The organism is Variovorax sp. HW608, from assembly GCF_900090195.1.
In the GTDB taxonomy this organism is placed as follows: Bacteria; Pseudomonadota; Gammaproteobacteria; order Burkholderiales; family Burkholderiaceae_C; genus Variovorax.
In genome coordinates, this window is the sequence record NZ_LT607803.1 from 4444954 (window position 1) to 4464316 (window position 19363).

General features: G+C 69.2%; 20 protein-coding genes. 5 read left to right on the plus strand and 15 right to left on the minus strand.

Annotated features, from left to right (window positions below; all coding sequences use genetic code 11):
* Window positions 1–6 precede the first annotated feature (6 nt).
* Genes VAR608DRAFT_RS37180 through queC form a run of 3 tightly spaced genes read left to right on the plus strand, consistent with a single transcriptional unit; the run spans window position 7 to window position 1413 of the window.
* Complete coding sequence (locus VAR608DRAFT_RS37180) at window positions 7–234, plus strand: hypothetical protein (RefSeq protein ID WP_157731077.1); 228 nt, start codon at window positions 7–9, stop codon at window positions 232–234.
* The gene (locus VAR608DRAFT_RS20895) at window positions 231–668 is read left to right on the plus strand and encodes a TA system VapC family ribonuclease toxin (protein ID WP_157731078.1); all 438 of its coding nucleotides are present in this window, start codon (window positions 231–233) and stop codon (window positions 666–668) included. The genes VAR608DRAFT_RS37180 and VAR608DRAFT_RS20895 overlap by 4 nt, the downstream gene beginning before the upstream one ends.
* Before the next feature lie 43 nt (window positions 669–711).
* On the plus strand, window positions 712–1413 hold the full coding sequence (queC, locus tag VAR608DRAFT_RS20900; RefSeq protein ID WP_088958891.1) for a 7-cyano-7-deazaguanine synthase QueC: 702 nt from the start codon (window positions 712–714) through the stop codon (window positions 1411–1413).
* Here the strand turns inward: queC and VAR608DRAFT_RS20905 are convergent.
* The 4 genes from VAR608DRAFT_RS20905 to gspF form a co-directional block, all read right to left on the minus strand.
* Complete coding sequence (locus VAR608DRAFT_RS20905; RefSeq protein WP_088955797.1) at window positions 1392–3158, minus strand: ABC transporter ATP-binding protein/permease; 1767 nt, start codon at window positions 3156–3158, stop codon at window positions 1392–1394. The genes queC and VAR608DRAFT_RS20905 overlap by 22 nt on opposite strands.
* Window positions 3159–3257: 99 nt before the next feature.
* Window positions 3258–4676, minus strand: coding sequence for an 8-oxoguanine deaminase (locus tag VAR608DRAFT_RS20910; RefSeq protein ID WP_088955798.1), 1419 nt, complete (start codon window positions 4674–4676; stop codon window positions 3258–3260).
* Entirely contained in the window at window positions 4673–5584 is a 912-nt protein-coding gene (locus tag VAR608DRAFT_RS20915) for a 5'-nucleotidase (protein WP_088955799.1), read from the minus strand. The genes VAR608DRAFT_RS20910 and VAR608DRAFT_RS20915 overlap by 4 nt, the downstream gene beginning before the upstream one ends.
* Before the next feature lie 3 nt (window positions 5585–5587).
* Window positions 5588–6820 carry a type II secretion system inner membrane protein GspF gene (gspF, locus tag VAR608DRAFT_RS20920; protein ID WP_088955800.1) on the minus strand — a complete coding sequence of 411 codons (1233 nt, stop codon included), beginning with the start codon at window positions 6818–6820 and terminating at the stop codon, window positions 5588–5590.
* 95 nt (window positions 6821–6915) lie between these two features.
* On the opposite strand from gspF, the gene VAR608DRAFT_RS20925 reads away from it, so the two are divergent.
* Window positions 6916–7485, plus strand: coding sequence for a hypothetical protein (locus VAR608DRAFT_RS20925; protein ID WP_088958892.1), 570 nt, complete (start codon window positions 6916–6918; stop codon window positions 7483–7485).
* Between the two features lies 1 nt (window position 7486).
* On the opposite strand, the gene gspE is transcribed toward VAR608DRAFT_RS20925, so the two are convergent.
* From gspE to gspG, 10 genes are all read right to left on the minus strand, one after another.
* Window positions 7487–8908 (minus strand): type II secretion system ATPase GspE, encoded by a 1422-nt coding sequence (gene gspE, locus VAR608DRAFT_RS20930; protein WP_088955801.1) that lies wholly within the window; start codon window positions 8906–8908, stop codon window positions 7487–7489.
* Window positions 8909–8919: 11 nt separating this feature from the next.
* Window positions 8920–11187: a type II secretion system secretin GspD gene (gene gspD, locus VAR608DRAFT_RS20935; protein ID WP_088955802.1), complete on the minus strand. Its 2268-nt coding sequence runs from the start codon at window positions 11185–11187 to the stop codon at window positions 8920–8922.
* A 2-nt stretch (window positions 11188–11189) separates the two neighbouring features.
* Window positions 11190–11993: a type II secretion system protein N gene (gene gspN / locus VAR608DRAFT_RS20940; protein WP_088955803.1), complete on the minus strand. Its 804-nt coding sequence runs from the start codon at window positions 11991–11993 to the stop codon at window positions 11190–11192.
* Between the two features lie 3 nt (window positions 11994–11996).
* On the minus strand, window positions 11997–12551 hold the full coding sequence (gspM, locus tag VAR608DRAFT_RS20945) for a type II secretion system protein GspM (RefSeq protein ID WP_088955804.1): 555 nt from the start codon (window positions 12549–12551) through the stop codon (window positions 11997–11999).
* Window positions 12548–13756 carry a type II secretion system protein GspL gene (gspL, locus tag VAR608DRAFT_RS20950; RefSeq protein ID WP_088955805.1) on the minus strand — a complete coding sequence of 403 codons (1209 nt, stop codon included), beginning with the start codon at window positions 13754–13756 and terminating at the stop codon, window positions 12548–12550. The genes gspM and gspL overlap by 4 nt, the downstream gene beginning before the upstream one ends.
* 131 nt (window positions 13757–13887) lie before the next feature.
* Entirely contained in the window at window positions 13888–15006 is a 1119-nt protein-coding gene (gene gspK / locus VAR608DRAFT_RS20955) for a type II secretion system minor pseudopilin GspK (protein ID WP_088955806.1), read from the minus strand.
* Window positions 15003–15650: a PulJ/GspJ family protein gene (locus VAR608DRAFT_RS20960; RefSeq protein ID WP_088955807.1), complete on the minus strand. Its 648-nt coding sequence runs from the start codon at window positions 15648–15650 to the stop codon at window positions 15003–15005. The genes gspK and VAR608DRAFT_RS20960 overlap by 4 nt, the downstream gene beginning before the upstream one ends.
* On the minus strand, window positions 15650–16036 hold the full coding sequence (gene gspI / locus VAR608DRAFT_RS20965; RefSeq protein ID WP_443082962.1) for a type II secretion system minor pseudopilin GspI: 387 nt from the start codon (window positions 16034–16036) through the stop codon (window positions 15650–15652). Before gspI ends, VAR608DRAFT_RS20960 begins: the two co-directional genes overlap by 1 nt.
* Before the next feature lie 95 nt (window positions 16037–16131).
* The gene (locus VAR608DRAFT_RS20970) at window positions 16132–16635 is read right to left on the minus strand and encodes a pilus assembly FimT family protein (RefSeq protein ID WP_088955809.1); all 504 of its coding nucleotides are present in this window, start codon (window positions 16633–16635) and stop codon (window positions 16132–16134) included.
* Entirely contained in the window at window positions 16610–17050 is a 441-nt protein-coding gene (gene gspG, locus VAR608DRAFT_RS20975; RefSeq protein WP_088955810.1) for a type II secretion system major pseudopilin GspG, read from the minus strand. Before gspG ends, VAR608DRAFT_RS20970 begins: the two co-directional genes overlap by 26 nt.
* A 67-nt stretch (window positions 17051–17117) precedes the next feature.
* Here gspG and VAR608DRAFT_RS38295 point away from each other — a divergent pair, with 67 nt between their 5' ends.
* Window positions 17118–17762 (plus strand): type II secretion system protein N, encoded by a 645-nt coding sequence (locus VAR608DRAFT_RS38295; protein ID WP_088955811.1) that lies wholly within the window; start codon window positions 17118–17120, stop codon window positions 17760–17762.
* Between the two features lie 10 nt (window positions 17763–17772).
* On the opposite strand, the gene ilvA is transcribed toward VAR608DRAFT_RS38295, so the two are convergent.
* Complete coding sequence (gene ilvA, locus VAR608DRAFT_RS20985; protein ID WP_088955812.1) at window positions 17773–19338, minus strand: threonine ammonia-lyase, biosynthetic; 1566 nt, start codon at window positions 19336–19338, stop codon at window positions 17773–17775.
* Window positions 19339–19363: the final 25 nt, after the last annotated feature.

The following is a 19363-nucleotide window of genomic DNA, read 5'->3' on the forward strand; positions in this document are numbered from 1 at the left end:
TCAATCATGCGTACAACCGTCACTCTGGAGGACGATGCCTTCGCGGTGGCTCAGGCCTACGCGCAGGCGCGTGCGCTCAAGTTGGGACAAGCCATCTCCGAGCTGATTCGGCGTGGCAGCGGCGAGCGCCTGCAGGTACGAAAAAGGGCGGGTGTCTGGGTATTCGACCTGCCGCCCGAGTCCCCTCGAGTCACGAGCAGTCAGGTCAAGGACTTGCTGGACGACGCGCCTTGAGCTATCTGCTGGATGCCAATGCGCTGATCGCTTTGGGATGGCCTGCGCATGAACATCACGAGCGCATGATCCGCTGGTTCAGGGCTCACGCCCGCCACGGCTGGGCGACGACGGCCTTCACGCAGGCCGCGTTCGTTCGCGTCATTTCCCAGCCCGCATTCTCGGGCCGGCCGGTCGCAGTGAGCGATATCGCGGAGGTGCTGCTGCGCAATACTGCGCATCCGAAGCATCGCATGCTGCCCATGGACTTCGGTTTCGAGCATGTCCTTGGCTGCTGCACCGGCGGGCTGCGAGGCCATCGTCAGGTCACCGACGCGTGGCTGCTCGCGCTGGCGGTCCGCCACGGCGTGCGACTCGTCACTTTCGACAGCGGCATCGGGCAGTTGTTCGCCACACCTGACGAGCGAGCGCGCTACCTGCATACGCCAGCCTGATCTCGCCTGCCCGGCTCGCTTCCTTGCGAAAATGGTGTTCACCATGCACACCACCGCACTCGTCCTCTTCTCCGGCGGCCAGGACTCGACCACCTGCCTGGCCGCGGCGCTCGACAAGTACGAGCGCGTCGAAACGGTCGGCTTCGACTACGGCCAGCGCCATCGCATCGAACTGGAGGCGCGCGGCAAGGTGCTCGGGCATCTGCGCGAGCGCTTCCCGCGCTGGGACGCCCGGCTCGGCGAGGACCACATGCTCGTGGTCGACGTGCTGGGGCAGATCAGCGCATCGTCGCTCACGCAGGACATCGCGTTCGAGATGCAGGCCAACGGCTTGCCGAACACCTTCGTGCCGGGACGCAACCTGCTGTTTCTCACGCTGGCCGGTGCGCTGGCGTACCGGCGCGGCATCGACGTGATCGTGACCGGGGTGTGCGAGACCGACTTCTCCGGCTACCCCGACTGCCGCGACGACACCATGAAGGCGATGCAGCTCGCGCTTTCGCTCGGCATGGACCGGCGCTTCCTGATCGAGACGCCGCTCATGTGGATCGACAAGGCCGCGACCTGGGAGATGGCGCATCGCATCGGCGGCGACGCACTGGTCGATCTCATCGTCGAGGACACGCACACCTGCTACCTCGGCGATCGTGCCCAGCGCCACGCCTGGGGCTACGGCTGCGGCAATTGCCCGGCCTGCGAGCTGCGCGCCCGCGGCTGGGAACGCTACATCGCCTCGACCCTGTAGCGGGCCGCCGCGCCGTTCGATTCGGGCACCAGCGTCCAGCGCCTGTCGTGGAAGGCGCCGACCGAGGCGCGGTGCGCGATCGACACCATCGCACCGCCGGCGGCCTTCACCCCGGCCGCGAGCCGCTTGTAGAGCGTTTCTTCCGTCTCGACGTCGAGCGCACTCGTGGCCTCGTCGGCGAACAGCCACGCCGGCTTGCGCAGCATCACGCGCGCGATCGCGAGGCGCTGCTGCTCACCGCCGGAAAGCTTCTGGCTCCAGGCATCGCTGTCGTCGAGGCGGGCCGCGAAGTCGGGCAGCATCGCGTCGTTCAAGGCGGCCACGAGCTGTTCGTCGCTGTAGTCGCCCGCCGGCTGCGGATAGGCCAGCGCGTCGCGCAGCCGGCCATTGGGCACGTAAGGCCGCTGCGGGATGAACATCGCGTTGGCAGGGATCGACACCCGTCCGTGCGCGAAGGGCCAGATGCCCGCGAAAGCGCGGAACAGCGTGGACTTGCCGCTGCCCGAGGGGCCTTGCAGCATCACGCTGTCGCCCGGCTGAACCGAGAGCGCGGCGCCCTGGATCAGCGGTGCGCCGTCGGGCAGCGCGACGCTCACATCGGCTGCGCTCAGGCCCTGGCCGCTCGGCGCGGGGGTGCGTTCGAGCGGGCTGGCGGCACCGGCGTGCGCGCGCATCGCGGCCTCGAAGGTGGTCAGACGATCGGCGGTGGCGCGCCACACGGCCACGCGGTCGTAGTTGTCGACGAACCAGCTCAGCGAATCCTGCACGCGGCCGAAGGCCGAGTTGACCTGCATGAGCTGGCCGAGCTGGATCGCGCCGCTGAAGAAGCGCGGCGCCTGCACGATGAATGCGAAGATCACCGAGGCCTGCCCGAACGATGCGGTGAAGGCCACGAGGTTCTTCTGCTTGTTGATGAGCTGCAGGTAGTTCTTGAGCACGGCACCGAAGCGCAGCTTGAGCTGGCCGTGCTCGACTTGCGCGCCGCGATCGAGCGCGATCGCCTCGCTGTATTCGCGCACGCGCATCAGGTGATGCCGGAAGTCGGCCTCGAAGCGCTGCTGCTGGAAATTGAGGCCGATCAGCGGGCGGCCGATGTAGTGGGTGATGATCGTGCCCGCCGTGCAATACAGGACCGCGATCCAGACCATCGAGCCCGGCACCGTGTAGGTGCTGCCGAACAGTGTGAGGCTCGTGGTGCCGCTCTCCATCCAGAGAATGCCGATGAAGCTCACCAGGGTGACGACCGCGTTGAGCAGGCCCATCGACAGCGTCATCGTGTAGTCGGTGAACATCTGCATGTCCTCCTGGATGCGCTGGTCGGGGTTGTCGGGCGACTCGCCGTCCTGCCGGCCGTAGCGCGCGAGCTCGAGCCGGTAGAAGGTGTTGTCGGCCATCCAGCGGCCGAGGTAGTTGCGCGTCATCCATGCACGCCAGCGCAACTGCAGCAACTGGGTCAGGTAGAACTTGAGGATCGCGATGACGATGTAGCCGGCGGCGATCCAGCAGAAGAAGACGATCTCGCGCCAGAACACCGCCTGGTCCTTGTTCTGCAGGGCGTCGTAGAAGCGCGCGTACCACTGGTTGTTGAGCACCAGCATGTAGACCACGCCCAGATTGAGCGCGACGATCGCGGCGAGGAGTCCGCGCGCCTTCCATCTTTCTTCCGAGCGGAAGTACGGCGCGGCCAGCGCGCCGATGCGGCGCAGCGTGGTGAGGAGGTTGTGGGAAACGGCAGGATCTGTCATGGCGTGAGCATGGGGCTCGCCCGGACGGGCGCGTTGCGCCGATCGTAGCGCCGGGCCGCCCGTCTTTCTTAGGTCATTCTGAAGCGCGAAGCCGGCCGTTCAGGCCGTGTGCGGGTGCCTTGCGCTCTCGTACAGCATGCGCGCGAGGTCGCGATGCCGTGCCAGAAGCGGTGCGAGTTCGACGTCCTCGAAGCGTCCGCCCTGGATGCGGACACGTCCGTTGACAACGCAGAGGGCGACCGCGCCGGGCTGGCAGAACACCAGCGCCGCCACCGGATCGTGGCCCGCGCCGGCATGCGCGACGCCGCGGAGGTCGAAGCCGACGAGGTCCGCCGACATGCCCGGCGCGAGCGCGCCGATGTCGTCGCGGCCGAGCACGCGCGCGCCGCCCAGGGTTGCGATCTCCAGCGCCTCGCGCGCCGTCATCGCGGCGGGGCCGAAGCCCACGCGCTGCAGCAGCATGGCTTGCCGGGCCTCGCCGAGCAGGTGCGCGCCGTCGTTCGACGCACTGCCGTCCACCCCGAGCCCCACCGGCACGCCGGCGCGGCGCATCGCGCCGATGGGCGCGATGCCCGAGGCCAGGCGCATGTTCGAGCACGGGCAATGCGCGACGCCGGTGCCGGTGCGGCCGAAGAGCGCGATCCCGGCCTCGTCGAGCTTCACGCAGTGGGCGTGCCAGACGTCGCGGCCGACCCAGCCGAGGTCCTCGGCGTACTCGGCGGGCGTCATGCCGAACTTCTCGCGCGAGTAGGCGATGTCGTTGTCGTTCTCGGCCAGATGGGTGTGCAGCGACACGCCGCGCTCGCGCGCCAGTTCGGCCGACAGGCGCATGAGGTCGCGCGAAACGGAGAAAGGCGAGCAGGGCGCGAGCACGATGCGCCGCATCGCGTGGCGCGACGGATCGTGCCAGCGGCCGATGAGGCGGTCGCTGTCGCGCAGGATGGCGTCTTCGGACTCGACCACTTCGTCGGGCGGCAGACCGCCCAGGCTGCGGCCCACGCTCATGCTGCCGCGCGCGGCGTGGAAGCGCATGCCCATTGCCTCTGCGGCCTCGATCGAGTCGTCGAGCCGTGCGCCGTTGGGGAAGAGGTAGAGGTGGTCGCTGGTCGTCGTGCAGCCGGAGAGCATCAGCTCGGCCATCGCGGTTTGCGTCGAGACGCGGATCATCTCCGGCGTGATGCGCGCCCACAGCAGGTAGAGGTGGCTCAGCCAGCCGAAGAGCTCGGCGTCCTGCGCCTCGGGCACCGCACGCGTGAGGCTCTGGTACATGTGGTGGTGCGTGTTGACCAGCCCGGGCAGCACCACATGGCCGCGCATGTCGATCGCGTCGGCCTGCCCGCTCTGCACCGCATCGGCATACGCGGGCGGCAGTTCGGCGGAGGGCCCGACCCAGGCGATGGCGGGCCCTTCGGCGACCACCGCGCCATCGGGAATCTCGCGCCGGGCGGCGTCCATCGTGACCAGCACGTCGGCATGCCGGACGATCAGGGGGCGATGCGGCGCATGCGTGCTCGTCATGACCCGCCCGGTGCCTCGTTGCTGATGCCGCTCGCGACATGGCCCGCCGGCACATGGCGGGCCGCCGAATCGACGTGGCCGGTCTGGTCGTCGAAGAAGAAGTCGGGTTCGAATTCGCGCAGGAACTCGCCCTTGGGCAGGCCGGCGAGGAACATCGCTTCGTCGACCTTGATGTTCCATTTCATCAGCGTGCGGATGGCGCGCCTGTGCGCCGGGGCTCCGCGCGCGGTGACCAGCGCGGTGCGGATGCGCATGCGCGAGGTGCCCGATTGCTGCAGCCGGTGCAGCGCCACGAGAAAGGGCTTGAAGGGGCCTTCGGACAGCGGCTCGTCGGCCTTGCTCGATTCATGCTGCTGGAAGGCCGCGAGGCCGTCGCGCTGGAACACGCGCTCGGCCTCGTCGCTGAAGAGCACCGCGTCGCCGTCGAATGCGATGCGCAGCTCGTCAGGGTAGTGGTCGGTGGCGCGCACCGCCTCGACCATCACGTGCGCGGCCGGAAAGCCGGCGGCCAGCGCCTCGCGCACGTCGTGCGGGTTGGCCGACAGGAAGATGTCGGCGTTGAGCGGTCGCAGGTAGCCGAAGGGCGCCCGCCCTTGCGTGAAGACGCCGCGTTGCAACTGCATCTCGGCCGCCGCGCCCGATTGGAAGATGCGCATGCCCGAGACCGGGTCGTTGCGCGAGAGGATCACGACCTCCACCCGCTGCACGCCGTCTTCGTTGAAGCGCAGCAGCTTGCGCACCATCGCGTGCGCGATGCCCGGCCGCGCGGGCACGTCCAGCCGTTCGAGCTGCAGGCGCATGTAGCCCTCGTGATCGCCCGATTCGAAGACGCGGTTCTCTTCTTCGAGATCGAACAGCGCGCGCGATGAGATCGCGACCACGAGCTTGTCTTCGAGAGTGACCGGCATACGCTACTTGACGAACTGGTTGAGCTGGATGATCGGCATCAGCACCGCCAGCACGATCAGCATCACGACGCCGCCCATCGCCACGATCAGCAGCGGCTCGAGGATCGTCGCCAGATGCATGGCGCGGCGCTGCACCTCGGCGCCGAGCTGGTTGGCTGCGCGCTGCAGCATCAGCGGCAAGGTGCCGGTCTGTTCGCCGAGCCGCGCGAACATCGAGACGATGCCCGGGAAGCGCTTCTTCTGCGCCAGTGCCGATGCGAGCGGCGCGCCTTCGCGCACCAGCACCAGCGCATCGAGCGCGTCGGCGCGCATGGCGCGGTTGCCCAGGGTTTCGGAGGCCGCCTGCAGCGCGCGAAGAATCGGCACCCCGGCCGTGGCCAGCATCGCGAGCGTGCTCGCGAAGCGCGCCGCGTTGTAGCCGCGCGAGAGCTTGCCGACCAGCGGCAGGTTGAGCCAGGCCGCGTCGAAGCGCTCGCGCAATGCGGCACGCGAGAGCGCGATGCGCCCGCCGAGGGCTGCGAGGACGACCACGCCCAGCATCGCCCACCCATAGTGGCGCACGAAGTCGCTGATCGCGAGCATGGCGACGGTAAGGATCGGCAGCGCCCGCTTGGTGCCGGCGAACACGTTCGCCACCTGCGGCACCACGTAGCTCACGAGGAAGACGACGATCACGATCGCGACCACGGTCACGATCGCCGGATAGAGCGCCGCGCCGACCAGCTTCTGCTGCAGCGCCTGTCGCTGCTCCAGGTCGTCCGCCAAGCGTTCGAGCACCAGGCCGAGATTGCCGCTTTGTTCGCCGGCGCCGATCACGGCGGTGTAGATCGAGGAGAACTCGCGCGGATGCTGCGAGAGCGCGCGTCCGAAGGGCGAGCCTGCGTTGACCTCGGCGCGCAGGGAGGCCACGAGGTTGCGCTGCGCCTCGCTCTCCGCCTCGTCGGTGAGCGCCGTGAGCGCGCGTTCGAGCGGCAGTCCCGACGACACCAGCCCGGCCAGCTGGCGCGTCCAGACGGCCAGGGTGGTCGAGTTGAAGATGCGGCCGCCGCCGATCACGCGCTTCCAGCCGCCGGCGGCCGGCGCGCCGCTTTCGGCACTGCCGACCACCGTCACCTCGAGCGGGATCAGCGACTGGGCACGCAGCATGCCGCGCGCGCTGCGCGCGGTGTCGGCTTCGAGTACGCCCTTGCGGGGCTGCCCCTGTTGGTCTATGGCTTCGAAGGAATAGGCAGGCATGGGGGACGGGTTGCAGAATGCGCGAGCCCGCATTGTCGGCGTTCGGCAGGCCGATACGCCACTGGGCGCCGCCATACCGACCGGAGGGGTTCATCATGCCGATTCGCACGCCCGTCGCCGTCGCTGCCCTGCTCGGCGCCCTTGCCATTCCCGCCTGGGCGCACCCCACCTTCAGCGGTTACCTCTGTTGCAACCTGCGCACCGACGGCAGCTGGGCCAGCGACAGCAACTATGCCGAAGGTGGTAAGCGCATCATCCCGGTGGGCACGCCGGTGCGGGTGACGGGCTATGGCCGCTACCGCGTGCACGTCGAGATCAACGGCGGCAAGCAGGACATCGGCAACGACTACAGCCGCGACATCGACCTCGGCGCGTTCGCCCAGCGCTGGGTGGTGCAGGAAGACCCGGCCGCCAGGATCGCGAGTTTCCCGCCGAAGATCCAGGCAGCCATCAAGGAAGCACGCGTGACCAAGGGCATGACGCGCGAGCAGGTCGCGATGGCGGTCGGCTGGCCGATCAGCAGCGAGAACCCGAAGCTCGACGCCGAGATGTGGCGCATGTGGATCAGCAGCTTCGCCGAATACCAGGTCGTCTTCGACAAGGCCGGCAAGGTGCGCGAGATCGTGACCGATCCGCAGACCAAGAACCTGGTGGTGGCGGACTGAGCTATTCCCGGGTGACCCGGAGCAGCTCGGCGCGGGATGTGACGCCGGCCTTGACCAGCCGTTCGCCGTCCTCGCGCATCGAGCGCAGCCCGCCGCGCTCGCCCGCCACGAAGATCTGGCTTTCGGGCGCGCGGCTGTGGATCAGCGATTGCACCGTGTCGTCGGCCACCAGCAGCTCGAAGATGCCGGTGCGGCCCTGGTAGCCGGTCTGGCCGCAGGCGTCGCATCCGACCGGCACCGCTTCGCCGCCGCCGGGCCCGGGCGCCGAGCACACCGGGCACAGCTTGCGCACCAGCCGCTGCGCGAGCACGCCGAGCAGCGATGAACTCAGCAGGAAGGGCTCGACGCCCATGTCGGTCAGCCGGGTCACCGCGCTGACGGAATCGTTGGTGTGCAGCGTCGCGAACACGAGGTGGCCGGTGAGCGAGGCCTGGATCGCGATCTGCGCGGTCTCGAAGTCGCGGATCTCGCCGATCATGATCACGTCCGGGTCCTGCCGCAGGATCGCGCGCAGGGCCTTGGCGAAAGTCAGGTCGATCTTCGCGTTGACCTGCGTCTGGCCGACGCCGGGCAGCTCGTATTCGATCGGGTCTTCCACCGTCATGATGTTGCTGCTGCTGGCATCGAGCTGGCCGAGCGCCGCGTAGAGCGTAGTCGTCTTGCCCGAGCCGGTCGGCCCGGTCACGAGGACGATGCCGTGCGGCTGTCCGATCAGGTGCTCGAAGCGCGCGCGCGTGTCGCCCAGCATGCCGACCGATTCGAGCGTGAGCTTGCTCTCGGACTTGTCGAGCAGACGCAGCACCGCGCGTTCGCCGTGCGCCGACGGCAGCGTCGAGACCCGCACGTCCACCGCGCGCGTGCCGATGCGCAGGCTGATGCGGCCGTCCTGCGGCAGCCGTTTCTCGGAGATGTCGAGGTCGGCCATGATCTTCAGGCGCGAGATCAGGGCCGCATGCAGCGCGCGATTCGGCTGCACCACTTCGCGCAGCGTGCCGTCGATGCGGAAGCGCACCGACGAGGTCCGCTCGTAGGGCTCGATGTGGATGTCGCTCGCGCCGTCGCGCGCCGCCTGGGTGAGCAGCGCGTTGAGCATGCGGATGATCGGTGCGTCGCCGGCGGACTCGAGCAGGTCCTCGACCGCGGGCAGCTCCTGCATCATGCGCGAGAGGTCGGCATCGCTCTGCACCTCGCTGACCACCGCAGCGGCGTTGGACTCGCCCTGCGCATAGGCGGCGCTGATGCGCTTGGCGAGCTGGTCGGGCGCGAGCGGCTCGAAGGCCTTGACCTGGAACTTGCGCAGCACCTCGCCGAGCGCGCTGCGCGGCGGCACCTTCGGCATCCAGAGCGTCAGGTTGCCGTCGTCCGTTTCCTCGAGCAGCAGCTGCTGGCTGCGCGCGAAAGCGTAGGGAAGAGGGTAGCGCATCAATTTTCGTCCTAAGGCAGCTCGCGCGAGGTCGCCGGATCCGAGGTCGGGGGCAAGGAACCTTTCAAGGGTGATGGTGCCAGTCGCTGGACCGGCGCGATCGGCGGCGGAATCAGCGTGGTGCCGTCCATTCGGAGGGTTCCAGGCCCGGTCTGAAGCGGGGGCGGCGGCGGCATCACCGGAGCCGCGTCCACGTTGTTCAGCATCGGGTGGTCCTCGGGTTGCAACTGCCCTTGCAGGGCCCGCATCAGGTCGTAGCGGTCGTTGGCGAGCCCGGTACTGGTGGCCGCATCGCGCAGCACGATGGGCCGCAGGAACATCATCAGATTGGTCTTTTGCCGCGAGCGGTTCTCGCTCTTGAACAGATTGCCGAGCACCGGAATGTCGCCGGCCAGCGGGACCTTGTCGATGTTGTTGCTGTAGTTGTCGGACAAGAGGCCGCCCAGCATGACCAGGCCGCCGTCTTCGACCAGCACGCTGGACTCGATCGAGCGCTTGTTGGTGGTCGGGCCGTTCGCATCTTTTTCGGTGCCCGCCTGCACCGTCGATGTTTCCTGGAACACGATCATCTTGATGGTCCCGTTCTCGTTGATCTGCGGGCGCACGCGCAAGGTCAGGCCCACGTCCTTGCGCTCGATCGTCGTGAACGGGTTCACCGAGCCGCTGGCCGCGCCGGTGTTGGTGAACTGGCCGGTCACGAACGGCACGTTCTGGCCGATGATGATCTTGGCCTCCTCGTTGTCCAGGGTCAACAGGTTGGGCGTCGAGAGCAGATTGGAATCGGCGTCGCCGGCGAAGAAGTTGGCGATCGCGTTGAGGGCGAACTGGTTGCCGTACCGTTTCCCGACACCGATGTTGATGCCGGTTCCCAGGGTCGTGATGGCCGCGGGCGTCTTGGCCGCCAGCGCGGCGGTGAGCGCCAGGATGTTGGCGCCGGACAGGCTGGAATTGGTGCCGATGACGCCGTTGTTGCCGACCGCACTCTGCCACTGGACGCCGAATTGCGCCGCCTTATTGGCGCTGACTTCGACGATCAGGGCCTCGATCATGACTTGGGCGCGGCGCCCGTCGAGCTTGTCGATCACGGCGCGGATCTGCCGGTACTGCGGCTCGGGCGCCGTGATGACGAGCGAATTGGTCGAGGGGTCGGCCTGGATCTGCCCGCCGGTGGACGGCTGGTTGGCGTTGTTCAGGGGCGCCGTGGCCTGCGGGCTCTGCGACATGCCGGTCTGCGTCGCGCTGGCCTGCTGCTGCAGCGGCTGGGTCGTGGGGCTGGTGGCCTGGAGCGAGCCGGTCGCGCCGCCGCCCCCGCGCGCTTCGGCCGACATGGCGGCGCGCAGCGTCGCGGCGAGCTTCACCGCGTCGGCGTTCTTGAGGTAGACCACGTACACATTGCCCGCGGCGCCGTTGCCGCTGTCCACGGGCGGACGGTCGAGTTTTTCGATCAGCGTGCGAACCAGTTGCGCCCGTGCCGGATTGGCGGCCCGCAGGATGATCGTGTTGCCGCGGGGCTCGGCCAGGAGCGCGGTGCGGAACGAAGCGTCGGTCGTCCCGGGTGCCGCGCCGGCCGCCGGCCCGGTGCCGGCGCCGCCTTCGAGAAGCCGGGTCACCAGGGGCACGAGATCCGTCGCGACCGAATGCTTGAGGGGAATCACCTCGATGTCCGAGGCGTTCGGCAGATCGAGCGCGGCGATGATGCGCGCCAGCCGGCGCATGTTCTCGGCGTAGTCGGTGATGACCAGCGAGTTGTTGCCGGGGTTCACGTTGATCGTGTTGTTCGGCGCGATCAGCGGACGCAGCACCGGCAGCAGGTTGTTCGCCGACTCGTAGTTGAGCTTGAAGACCTGCGTGACGATCTGGTTGCCGCTCAGGCTCGAGGTGACGGGCGTGGCGGTCGTCACCGTGGTGCTCTGCAGCTTGGCGTCGGCCTCGGGCACGATCTTGTAGAGCCCTTCGGACTGCACGACCGCGAAGCCCTGCAGCCGCAGCGCCGCGGCGAACTGGTTGAAGGCGGCTTCGGGCGCGATCGCGCGGTCGGTCTGCAGGGTCACGGTGCCCTTCACGCGCGGATCGACCACCACGTCGCGCCCGGTCACGACCGCCATGGTCCGGGCGACCGATTCGATCTCCGCGTTGGTGAAGTTCAGCGTGATCGGTTCGCCTCGCCGCGGAGCGTCCTGCGCGAATGCCGAGGGGATGCACGCGGCGGCAATCAGCATCTGTGCGGCGAGCGCGATGGTGCCGATGCGCGCACCGTACGAAGTCTCAGGCTTCTTCATGGTCATCCCAGTGTGATGAGCGAGCGTGCGCCTTCGCGTCGCCCGATGATGTTCAACAGATTCGAGAGCGCGTCTTCCCGTCCCGGCGCGGCGCTGGCCTCGCCGTCGAAGTGCAGCGTGCTGCCGTTCCATCGGCCGCTGCCGCTCAGTTGCAGCCCGCTGCCTTCGCGGGTGGTCAGCAGCACGCTCGGCGCCGGACCGCCTTCGAGGGCCACGCGGTAGCTGCCCATCGGCTTCAAGGTCGAGAGACTGGAGGAAATATCGGTCGCGTCGAGGGTCGCGCGCCCGGCCAGCGCGAGCTGGGGGCCGTCCCAGCGCAGCGTGAAGGCCTGCATCGAGACGTCCATGGTGCCGTCGAGTTTGAGCGTGTTCCACGGTGCGCCGAAGCCGGTCAGCAGCGCGGCGGGCCAGCGCGACTGGCCGTCGCGCCATGCGAGCTCGAGGCCGCCCGGACGCGGCCGGGCCCGGAATTCGAGCGGTTGGGCGGCGCAGCAGGGAATGTCGAGCGCGGCGGTGACGCCGTCCCAGCGCGGGCGCAGCGTCCAGCCGAGCGTGCCAGGCAGCGAGATCGCCTCGGCGCCGCCCGCGCCGCTGGAAAACACCAGTCCGGCGCTGCCGGTCCAGACCGTCCCGCGCGCGTTGACGAGTTTCAGATGGCCGTTGCTCCACTGGGACAACCCGGCCGCCAGCCAGCGCGCCGGCGCGAAGAAGGAGAGCGCGAACGCGACTCCGACCAGCCCGCCGAGCGCGGCCCAGCGCCAGCCGGAGGCGCCGTCGGAGCTTGGGGCGGGGCGTGCGGTGGCCATGGTTCAGCGTGCCGGCAGGCTCATGACGAGGGTGCCGTCCCAGCGCGCGCCCGAGGGCTCGCCGCCTGGCGGGGACCCGGGTGCCGTCGGCTTGCCGCCCTGCTGCGTGTTGCGCGTCAGGTGGACCTCGCGCGGCACCGCGCGGGCGTTGCTGCGGACCTGCGCGAACCATTGCGCCAGGGTCTCGGCGGAGGCGCCGCGCACTGCGACGGTCGCGGCTTCGCCGGCGCCGGCGGATTGCAGCTGCCCCGTGCCGCGCAGGTCCTCGCGCACCGAGGTTTCGAGGCTGCGCATGGCGTCGTCGCGGCTCGCGCGCGGCTGCGATTGCAGCGCCTTGGCCTGCGCCTGCAGGTTCGTCATGTTCTGCAATTGCGCATCGAGCTCTGCGTGTTCGGCGGGGGCGGAAGACAGCGTGCGCAATGCGGGTGCGAGTCCGATCCACCAGAACAGGGCGACCGCCACCAGCACGCCGCCGGCGATGACCAGGCGCTGCTCGCGCGCGCCGAGTTCGGGCCACCACGCCCGCCAGCGGGCTTCGAGGGTTTCGGTCCACTTCATCGCGTCGCCTCCGCCTGCACGAGAAGCAGGTCGCCCTCGCTGCGCGCGCTGTAGCCGCGCGAGGAAAGTGCCGAAGCCACGCTGGTCAGCTCGGAAGGCTGCAGACCCAGGCCGCGCAGGCGAAGCTGGCCGGCGCTGAAATCGATGGCCGTCGGAACGCGCCCGCGCGGGAGACTTGCGGACAGGGCGCCCAGCATGGGCTCGAAGTCGCCGGCGGTGACCCCGCCGGTCGCCTGCTGCAGCGCCGCGACCTCGCGCGACATCTGGACCGGCGCATCGACCACGAGCCGCACCGAGGGAAAGGTCTGGGTGAGCACGTTTCGCACCGCAGCGCGCTTGGCTTCGAGCGCGCTGCGCTCCTTCCAGGCCCAGGCGTTGAGACCGACGAACTGCGCCAGCACCAGCACCAGCGCGCCCCAGCGCGCCGCACGCCAGCGGCGGCCGCGCCACAGCTCGCGCGAGATCGCCGCGAGCTTCTTGCTCGCGCGGGCGCGCCCGGTCGAGGCGAGGTCGAATTGCGCCAGGTCCCAGGGCGATTCGCTGGCCTGGAGCCAGCGCTCCGCCGGCTTGATGATCGGCACGCGCTGGCCGAGGGCGCTTTCGGCCAGCTCGGAGACCGCCGGCTCGGCCAGTGCGCTGGTGCCGGGTGGAAGCGTGCCCACCAGTTCGAGGCTCGCGTCGTCGAAGGGCAGTGTTGCCACGCCGTCCGGACCGGTGATCACGCAGACTGCCGCCTCGGGCTCGCCGATGACGAAGAGCATCGAGGGGCCGCCGGCGGGCGCGGGCGCGAACTCGGGAATGATGCGCGTGACGCGGCGGCCGGCGGCCTCAAGCGCCTGCACGGCGCTGCGCAGCCAGGTTCGGTTGCATGCCGCGACCCAGATCGGGGCGCCGACGTGGGCCCCCGGCTCCAGCGCGAAGTGCAGGGACTCGGGCTCGTCGAGGAGCTGGTCCTCCAGCAGACCGTTGAGCACGGAGCGCAGCCGCGCGCTGCCGCTCATGCTGCCCTGCGGCAGCGTCACCTGATGCCACGAAAGCGCCGCGATCGGCACGCCGAGGACGACTTCGTCGCCGGACGGCAACAAGGCCGCGGGTGCGCTCCCCTGGGCACGCAGCTTCCGGCCGTCGCTGGACCAGTCCGCCCAGCCGTATTCGGCGATCGCCGAACCGGGGGTGATAGGAATGGTTACAAGCAGCACGGACATGAATGGAGAAAAAAGGTCGTCATTTTAGGTGCGGGACGACAATTTCCGCTACAGATTTGATAGCGCCCCATACTGAAGCTGCGCGCGTTACGAACATTCTTGACCCATTCAATGTCAGGTGGACCGGGCCGTCAGGATTTAGGCGGCAGGACCGTGGCGCCCGCGCCACGCTCGCGCCACACGATGCGGACGTCGAGATTGTTTCTCTGGAGCAGGGTCCGCTCCTCGACCCAGGCATTGTCGAGCCTCAAGCGGGCCTGCACTTCGAAATAGCTGGTGGCGATGCTGTGCTGCCCCTCGATGAACTGGACCGAGCTCTCCTGCACCAGCGCGTTGGCGTCGGCCAGGCTTCGGAAATAGCTGCGCGCGCGGCGCTCGACCAGCCGCTTGGCACCCGCCAGGTCGAGCTTCGGGACGCTCGCGTAGATCGCTTCGGCGCTGGCGGTGTTGAGGTTGAGCGGCGTCGTCGTCGCCGGCAGCACGGTCACGTACGGTTCCAGGGCCGCCGCGGTCGACGACGACAGGCCGAGCCAGACGAGCTGGTAAGTGTGCTGGGGAATCAGCGGTCCGGTGCCTGGGCTGTTGCTCGCCGCCGTGGTGTCGGCCGCGGCACTCGTGGAGGTGGTGGAGCTGGTGGAGCTGGTGGACGTCGACCCGGTCGAGGTGGTCGAAGTCGTCCCCGTCGTCGTGGCCGCGGTGCTGCCGGTCGCCGTGCTGCTGGTGCTCGCGGCCGCGGCCGGCGGCAGTGCCCGCTGCAGATTGCTGACCAGCGCGCTGACCTCGCCGGCCGGTAGGTTCAGCAGCTGGAAGAGCTTGGTGAAGGCTGCCACGGCCGATTCCACCGGCTTGCCGCCCTGGACCAGATTCATCACGTTGAGCTTGGATTGCGCGTCGATGATCCGGCCCGAGAGAAAGGCGTCCGGCAGGCCCTCGAGCGCGTCGCTGGAGATGTTCTTGTCCGCCGCCAGGAAGCTCGACAGCTTGGCCTCCGCGAGCGGGATGGCCCACGGCTCGCCGAGGTGGTCGGCGCCGTGGCTGCTCGCGCTCGCGCGCGCGTCTTCGCGCAGGATCAGCCGCGACCAGTCCAGCGCACCGACCAGCACCCAGCCGGACTGCACGCGCGCCCGTTCGGCGCCCTCCACTTCCGTGGCACGCCACTGCTGCCAGAGCGCGGCCGCGGCAAAGGTCGCGACCAGCGTCACGGTGAGCATGGCGGTCAACAGGGCCGCGCCGCGCTGGGTCCGCTTCATGACTTGGGCACCGTGAGGGAAGGACGCACCCAGTCGCGCGTGATCGTGCCCGAGAGCGACGCGCCCGCAGGAATGCCGAGGACCAGCCTGACGCCATCGGGCAGCGGCGTGCTGGTGCCGAGCGTCTCGGCGCTGACCGCCGGGCTCCAGGCGTCGTTGCGGAAGTAGTAGACCTGCCACTGCGCGACCGGCAGCAGGTCGACCTCGGCGTCGCCGGCGTTGCCGGAACTGCCCTGCGCCCACGCCGCTGCACGGTCCCAGGCCTGCTGCCATTCGGCCTGGGTGGTGAAGCCCGGCGACTGCCAGCGCAGCCAGCGCGTGCCCGTGGCCGGGTCCGTTCGCAGCGTCCAGGCGACGACATGGATGCGGGGCGTGTCGCCGTCGGTGCTGCGGCGGGTCAGGCGCAGCACCCGGCCATCCCAGTCGATGGCACGTATGCGCGACAGCGCCACCGTGGCGTCGAGGTCGGCGCCCCATTGGGTCAGGGTGGTCTGCAGGGTGAGGACCGCATCCCCGCGCTCGCGGTTCTGCGCCTGCGCGCGAGCCATGCCGTCCAGCCCGCGCCAGCTCATGATCGCGAGCAGCGCCATGACCGCGATCGCGACCAGCAGCTCGATGAGCGTGAAGCCGTTCGAGCGCCGCATCAGTAGCGCCCCACGACGGTGGAGATTCTCAGCACCGGCGCCTGGTCCGCATCGACGACCTGCACGTCGACGCGGCGGAAGTTGGGGTTCAGCGTGGCGCTGGTGGTGACGGTCACACCGAACGCCGTATCGGCCTGGATGCAGGTGGAGCCTGTGTCGCCGACCCCGGGCAACTGCTTGGCAAGGCGGGCCTTGATGAGCTCGTTCTCGGCGCACATCTGGGCCAGCATGACGTCGGACTGGCGCTGCGCATTGCGCGTCAGCGCCATCGTCGCCTGCGTGCCGGCGGCCAGCGCGATGGCGACGATGCCCAGCGCGACCAGCACCTCGATCAGCGTGAAGCCGGCCTGGCGGATGCGGCTCACTGGACTACCCTCGCGCAGCAGCGCTTCGGGATTCGCCTTCGGAACGGCCGTGCGGCTCACTGGACTACCCTCGCGCAGCGGCGCTTCGGGATTCGCCTTCGGAACGGCCGTGCGGCTCATGGCGTCATCACCGTGAATGGCCGCAGGCCGTCGGTGCCGACGATCAGGCTGCGATTGGGCAGTGCCTCGGACGTCAGCAGCACCTGCTGGGACGCGATGATCGGATCGGGCCCGAGCTGCAGCGCCGGCACCGCCACCCGGCCCGCCGTCATCGGCTGCGCCACGATGCCTTCGGCGAGCCAGGTGTTCGGCAGCGTGCCCACGGGCAGCCCGTCGAAGCTGAAGTTGCCGGGCCCTTCCGGCGTCGGCCGCCAGCGCACGACGATGCCGCTGGCACGCGACTGCGCGCGCGCCGATTCGAGCAGGGCGGCGAGCCTTTCCGCCTCGCGGTCGAGCGCGGCCTGGCTGGAATCGCGCAGTGCGAAGCTGACGCCCGCCGTGGCCACCGCGATGATCGCGATGACGACCAGCAGCTCGAGCAGCGTGAAGCCGCCACGGGTGCGGCGTGCTCGCTGGACGGGTCGGCGCTCGCCCCTATTGCCAGCTGCCGATGTCGGCATTCTTGCCCTCGCCGCCGGGCTGGCCGTCGGCGCCGAGCGAAAGCACGTCGACCTCGCCCTTGACGCCCGGGTTCATGTACTGGTAGGGGTGGCCCCAGGGGTCGTTGGGCAGCTTGTCGATATAGGGCTTCCAATTGGGCGCCGCCGGCCCGCTGGTCGGACGCGCGACCAGCGCCTGCAGGCCTTGCTCCGCCGTCGGATAGCGCTGGTTGTCCAGCCGGTATAGCTTGAGCGCCTGCATCAGGTTGTTGATGTCGGTCTTCGCCGCGGTCACGCGCGCGTCGTCCGCGCGCTCGATGACGTTGGGCACGATCAGCGCGGCGAGCACGCCGATGATGACCAGCACCACCATCAGTTCGATCAGCGTGAAGCCGCGCTGCAGGGCGCGTGGAATGGAGCGGTAGGAAAGGGGCATGGATTGAAAGGAAAACCCGTGGGGGAGCGCGGCGCGCGACGTGTTCGGTGAATGATAATCCGGCCCTATGTCAGTCCCGTACGCACCTGCCCGATGGCCCGCAGCCACTGCGACGGCCGGTATCTGGGCGCTCGCGGCGGCGAGTCTCGTGTTCTGGGGCCTGAGATTGACGGCGCCCTCCGATGCAGTGGCGCCGCCCGCCGTTGTCAAGACGCCGCTGGAGCCCGATCCGGCCGCCGTGGCCCAGATGCTGGGCGCTGTGTCGAACCAGCCCGTGGCCGCGACGCCTGAGGCGGCGAGCCGCTTCGCCTTGCTCGGCGTGGTGGCGGACGAGGATCAGCGGGGCGCCGCGCTCATCGCGGTCGATGGCAAGCCTGCGCGCCCGTTCAAGGTCGGCGCCAAGGTGGCCGAGGGATTCGTGCTCCAGTCGGTGACGACGCGTGCGGCCGCGCTCGGTCCGAGCTTGGATGGCAAGCCGGCCTTGACGTTGCAACTGCCGGCGCGGCCTTTGGCCATCCCGTCGCCGCCGCAGCAGCCTGCGCTGGCGGCCCCGCCGCCGCCGAACGTTGGTGCGCCGCCGCAACCGGCTGTGGCAGCACCGCCGTCACCGGCGGGCGCGCCGCCAGCCGTGACGGCTCCGCCGCCGCTGCCGCCGAATCTCCCCACGCCAGGGGTCGCGCCGGCGATGGCGCCTCCGGCCGAACCGACCTGAACGCGTCGCCTCAGGCCTGCAGGAACAGGCGGTACGCGGGGTTCTGCGTCTCCTCGACGAAGGGATAGCCGAGCGTCTGGAGGAACTCGTCGAAGGTCGCGTCGTCGCTCGCAGGAACCTGCAGTCCGACGAGGATGCGCCCGTAGTCGGCGCCCTGGTTGCGGTAGTGGAAGAGGCTGATGTTCCAGCTCGGCCGCAGCAGGCTCAGGAATTTCAACAGCGCGCCGGGCCGCTCGGGGAACACGAAGCGCAGCAGCCGCTCGTCGTGGGCGAGGCCCGTCCGTCCGCCGACCATGTGGCGGATGTGTTCCTTCGCGAGCTCGTCGTGCGTGAGGTCGATGGCGCCGAAGCCATGCGCCACGAAGGTGTCCGCGATCGTCCTGGATTCGCCCCGCGTCGTGGTGGTCAGGCCGACGAAGACGTGTGCTTCCTTCGAGTCGCTGATCCGGTAGTTGAACTCGGTGACGTTGCGCGAAGCGCCGGGCAACTGCCCGATCAGCTCGCAAAAGCGAAGGAAGCTGCCGCGCTCCTCGGGGATCGTGACCGCGAAGAGCGCCTCGCGCTCCTCGCCGACTTCCGCGCGCTCGGCGACGAAGCGCAGGCGGTCGAAATTCATGTTGGCGCCGCACAGGATGGCGGCGTAGGTCTCGCCGCGCGTGCCGCGTTCCTCGACGTATTGCTTGATCGCGGCGACCGCGAGCGCGCCCGCGGGTTCGACGATGCTGCGCGTGTCGATGAAGATGTCCTTGATGGCGGCGCAGACGGCGTCGGTGTCGACGGCGATGAACTCGTCGACCAGCCCCGACGCCAGGCGGAAGGTTTCCTCGCCGACCAGCTTGACGGCGGTGCCGTCGGAGAAAAGGCCCACGTCGGGCAGGGCCACGCGTTCTTTCGCGGCGACCGACTGGATCATGGCGTCCGAATCGTTCATCTGCACGCCGATGACCTTGATCTCCGGGCGCAGCGCCTTGATGTAGCTCGCAACGCCGGCGATCAGGCCGCCGCCGCCGATGGCGACGAAGACCGCGTCGAGCGGACCCTGGTGTTGGCGCAGGATCTCCATGGCGATCGTGCCCTGCCCCGCGATCACGTCCGGATCGTCGAAGGGGTGGACGAAGGTCAGGCCATGCGACTTCTGCTGCTCGAGGGCATAGACGTAGGCGTCGGAGTAGCTGTCGCCATGCAGATGGACCTCGCCGCCGAGCGCCCTGACGGCATCGATCTTCAATTGAGGCGTGGTGACCGGCATCACCACCACCGCCCGGGTACCGAGCTTTCGGGCCCCGAGCGCCACACCCTGCGCATGGTTGCCCGCCGAGGCGCAGATCACGCCGCTCGCGAGTTGCTCGGGGCTCAGATGCGCCATCTTGTTGTAGGCGCCGCGCAGCTTGAAGCTGAAGACGGGCTGCTGGTCTTCGCGCTTGAGCAGCACGGTGTTGCCGAGCCTTGCGCTCAGCGCGCGCGCCGGCTCGAGCGCCGATTCGACGGCGACGTCATAGACGCGAGCGGTCAGGATTCGCTTGAGATAGTCGGCGGAACTGAGCGTCTGGGCTGGCGGATTCGGGTTGCTGGACATAGGGCCGCGATCATAGGCCTCTCAC

What these genes read in the sequence shown, in the direction of transcription:
- gspF (WP_088955800.1), bottom strand. Translation starts at nt 6,820, where the DNA reads ATGCCTGCCTATTCCTTCGAAGCCATAGACCAACAGGGGCAGCCCCGC.
- gspN (WP_088955803.1), bottom strand. Translation starts at nt 11,993, where the DNA reads ATGGCCACCGCACGCCCCGCCCCAAGCTCCGACGGCGCCTCCGGCTGG.
- gspE (WP_088955801.1), bottom strand. Translation starts at nt 8,908, where the DNA reads ATGCGCTACCCTCTTCCCTACGCTTTCGCGCGCAGCCAGCAGCTGCTG.
- VAR608DRAFT_RS20925 (WP_088958892.1), top strand. Translation starts at nt 6,916, where the DNA reads ATGCCGATTCGCACGCCCGTCGCCGTCGCTGCCCTGCTCGGCGCCCTT.
- VAR608DRAFT_RS20915 (WP_088955799.1), bottom strand. Translation starts at nt 5,584, where the DNA reads ATGCCGGTCACTCTCGAAGACAAGCTCGTGGTCGCGATCTCATCGCGC.
- VAR608DRAFT_RS38295 (WP_088955811.1), top strand. Translation starts at nt 17,118, where the DNA reads ATGTCAGTCCCGTACGCACCTGCCCGATGGCCCGCAGCCACTGCGACG.
- VAR608DRAFT_RS20970 (WP_088955809.1), bottom strand. Translation starts at nt 16,635, where the DNA reads ATGCCGACATCGGCAGCTGGCAATAGGGGCGAGCGCCGACCCGTCCAG.
- gspM (WP_088955804.1), bottom strand. Translation starts at nt 12,551, where the DNA reads ATGAAGTGGACCGAAACCCTCGAAGCCCGCTGGCGGGCGTGGTGGCCC.
- gspK (WP_088955806.1), bottom strand. Translation starts at nt 15,006, where the DNA reads ATGAAGCGGACCCAGCGCGGCGCGGCCCTGTTGACCGCCATGCTCACC.
- gspL (WP_088955805.1), bottom strand. Translation starts at nt 13,756, where the DNA reads ATGTCCGTGCTGCTTGTAACCATTCCTATCACCCCCGGTTCGGCGATC.
- queC (WP_088958891.1), top strand. Translation starts at nt 712, where the DNA reads ATGCACACCACCGCACTCGTCCTCTTCTCCGGCGGCCAGGACTCGACC.
- VAR608DRAFT_RS37180 (WP_157731077.1), top strand. Translation starts at nt 7, where the DNA reads ATGCGTACAACCGTCACTCTGGAGGACGATGCCTTCGCGGTGGCTCAG.
- VAR608DRAFT_RS20910 (WP_088955798.1), bottom strand. Translation starts at nt 4,676, where the DNA reads ATGACGAGCACGCATGCGCCGCATCGCCCCCTGATCGTCCGGCATGCC.
- gspD (WP_088955802.1), bottom strand. Translation starts at nt 11,187, where the DNA reads ATGAAGAAGCCTGAGACTTCGTACGGTGCGCGCATCGGCACCATCGCG.
- VAR608DRAFT_RS20905 (WP_088955797.1), bottom strand. Translation starts at nt 3,158, where the DNA reads ATGACAGATCCTGCCGTTTCCCACAACCTCCTCACCACGCTGCGCCGC.
- VAR608DRAFT_RS20960 (WP_088955807.1), bottom strand. Translation starts at nt 15,650, where the DNA reads ATGCGGCGCTCGAACGGCTTCACGCTCATCGAGCTGCTGGTCGCGATC.
- gspG (WP_088955810.1), bottom strand. Translation starts at nt 17,050, where the DNA reads ATGCCCCTTTCCTACCGCTCCATTCCACGCGCCCTGCAGCGCGGCTTC.
- ilvA (WP_088955812.1), bottom strand. Translation starts at nt 19,338, where the DNA reads ATGTCCAGCAACCCGAATCCGCCAGCCCAGACGCTCAGTTCCGCCGAC.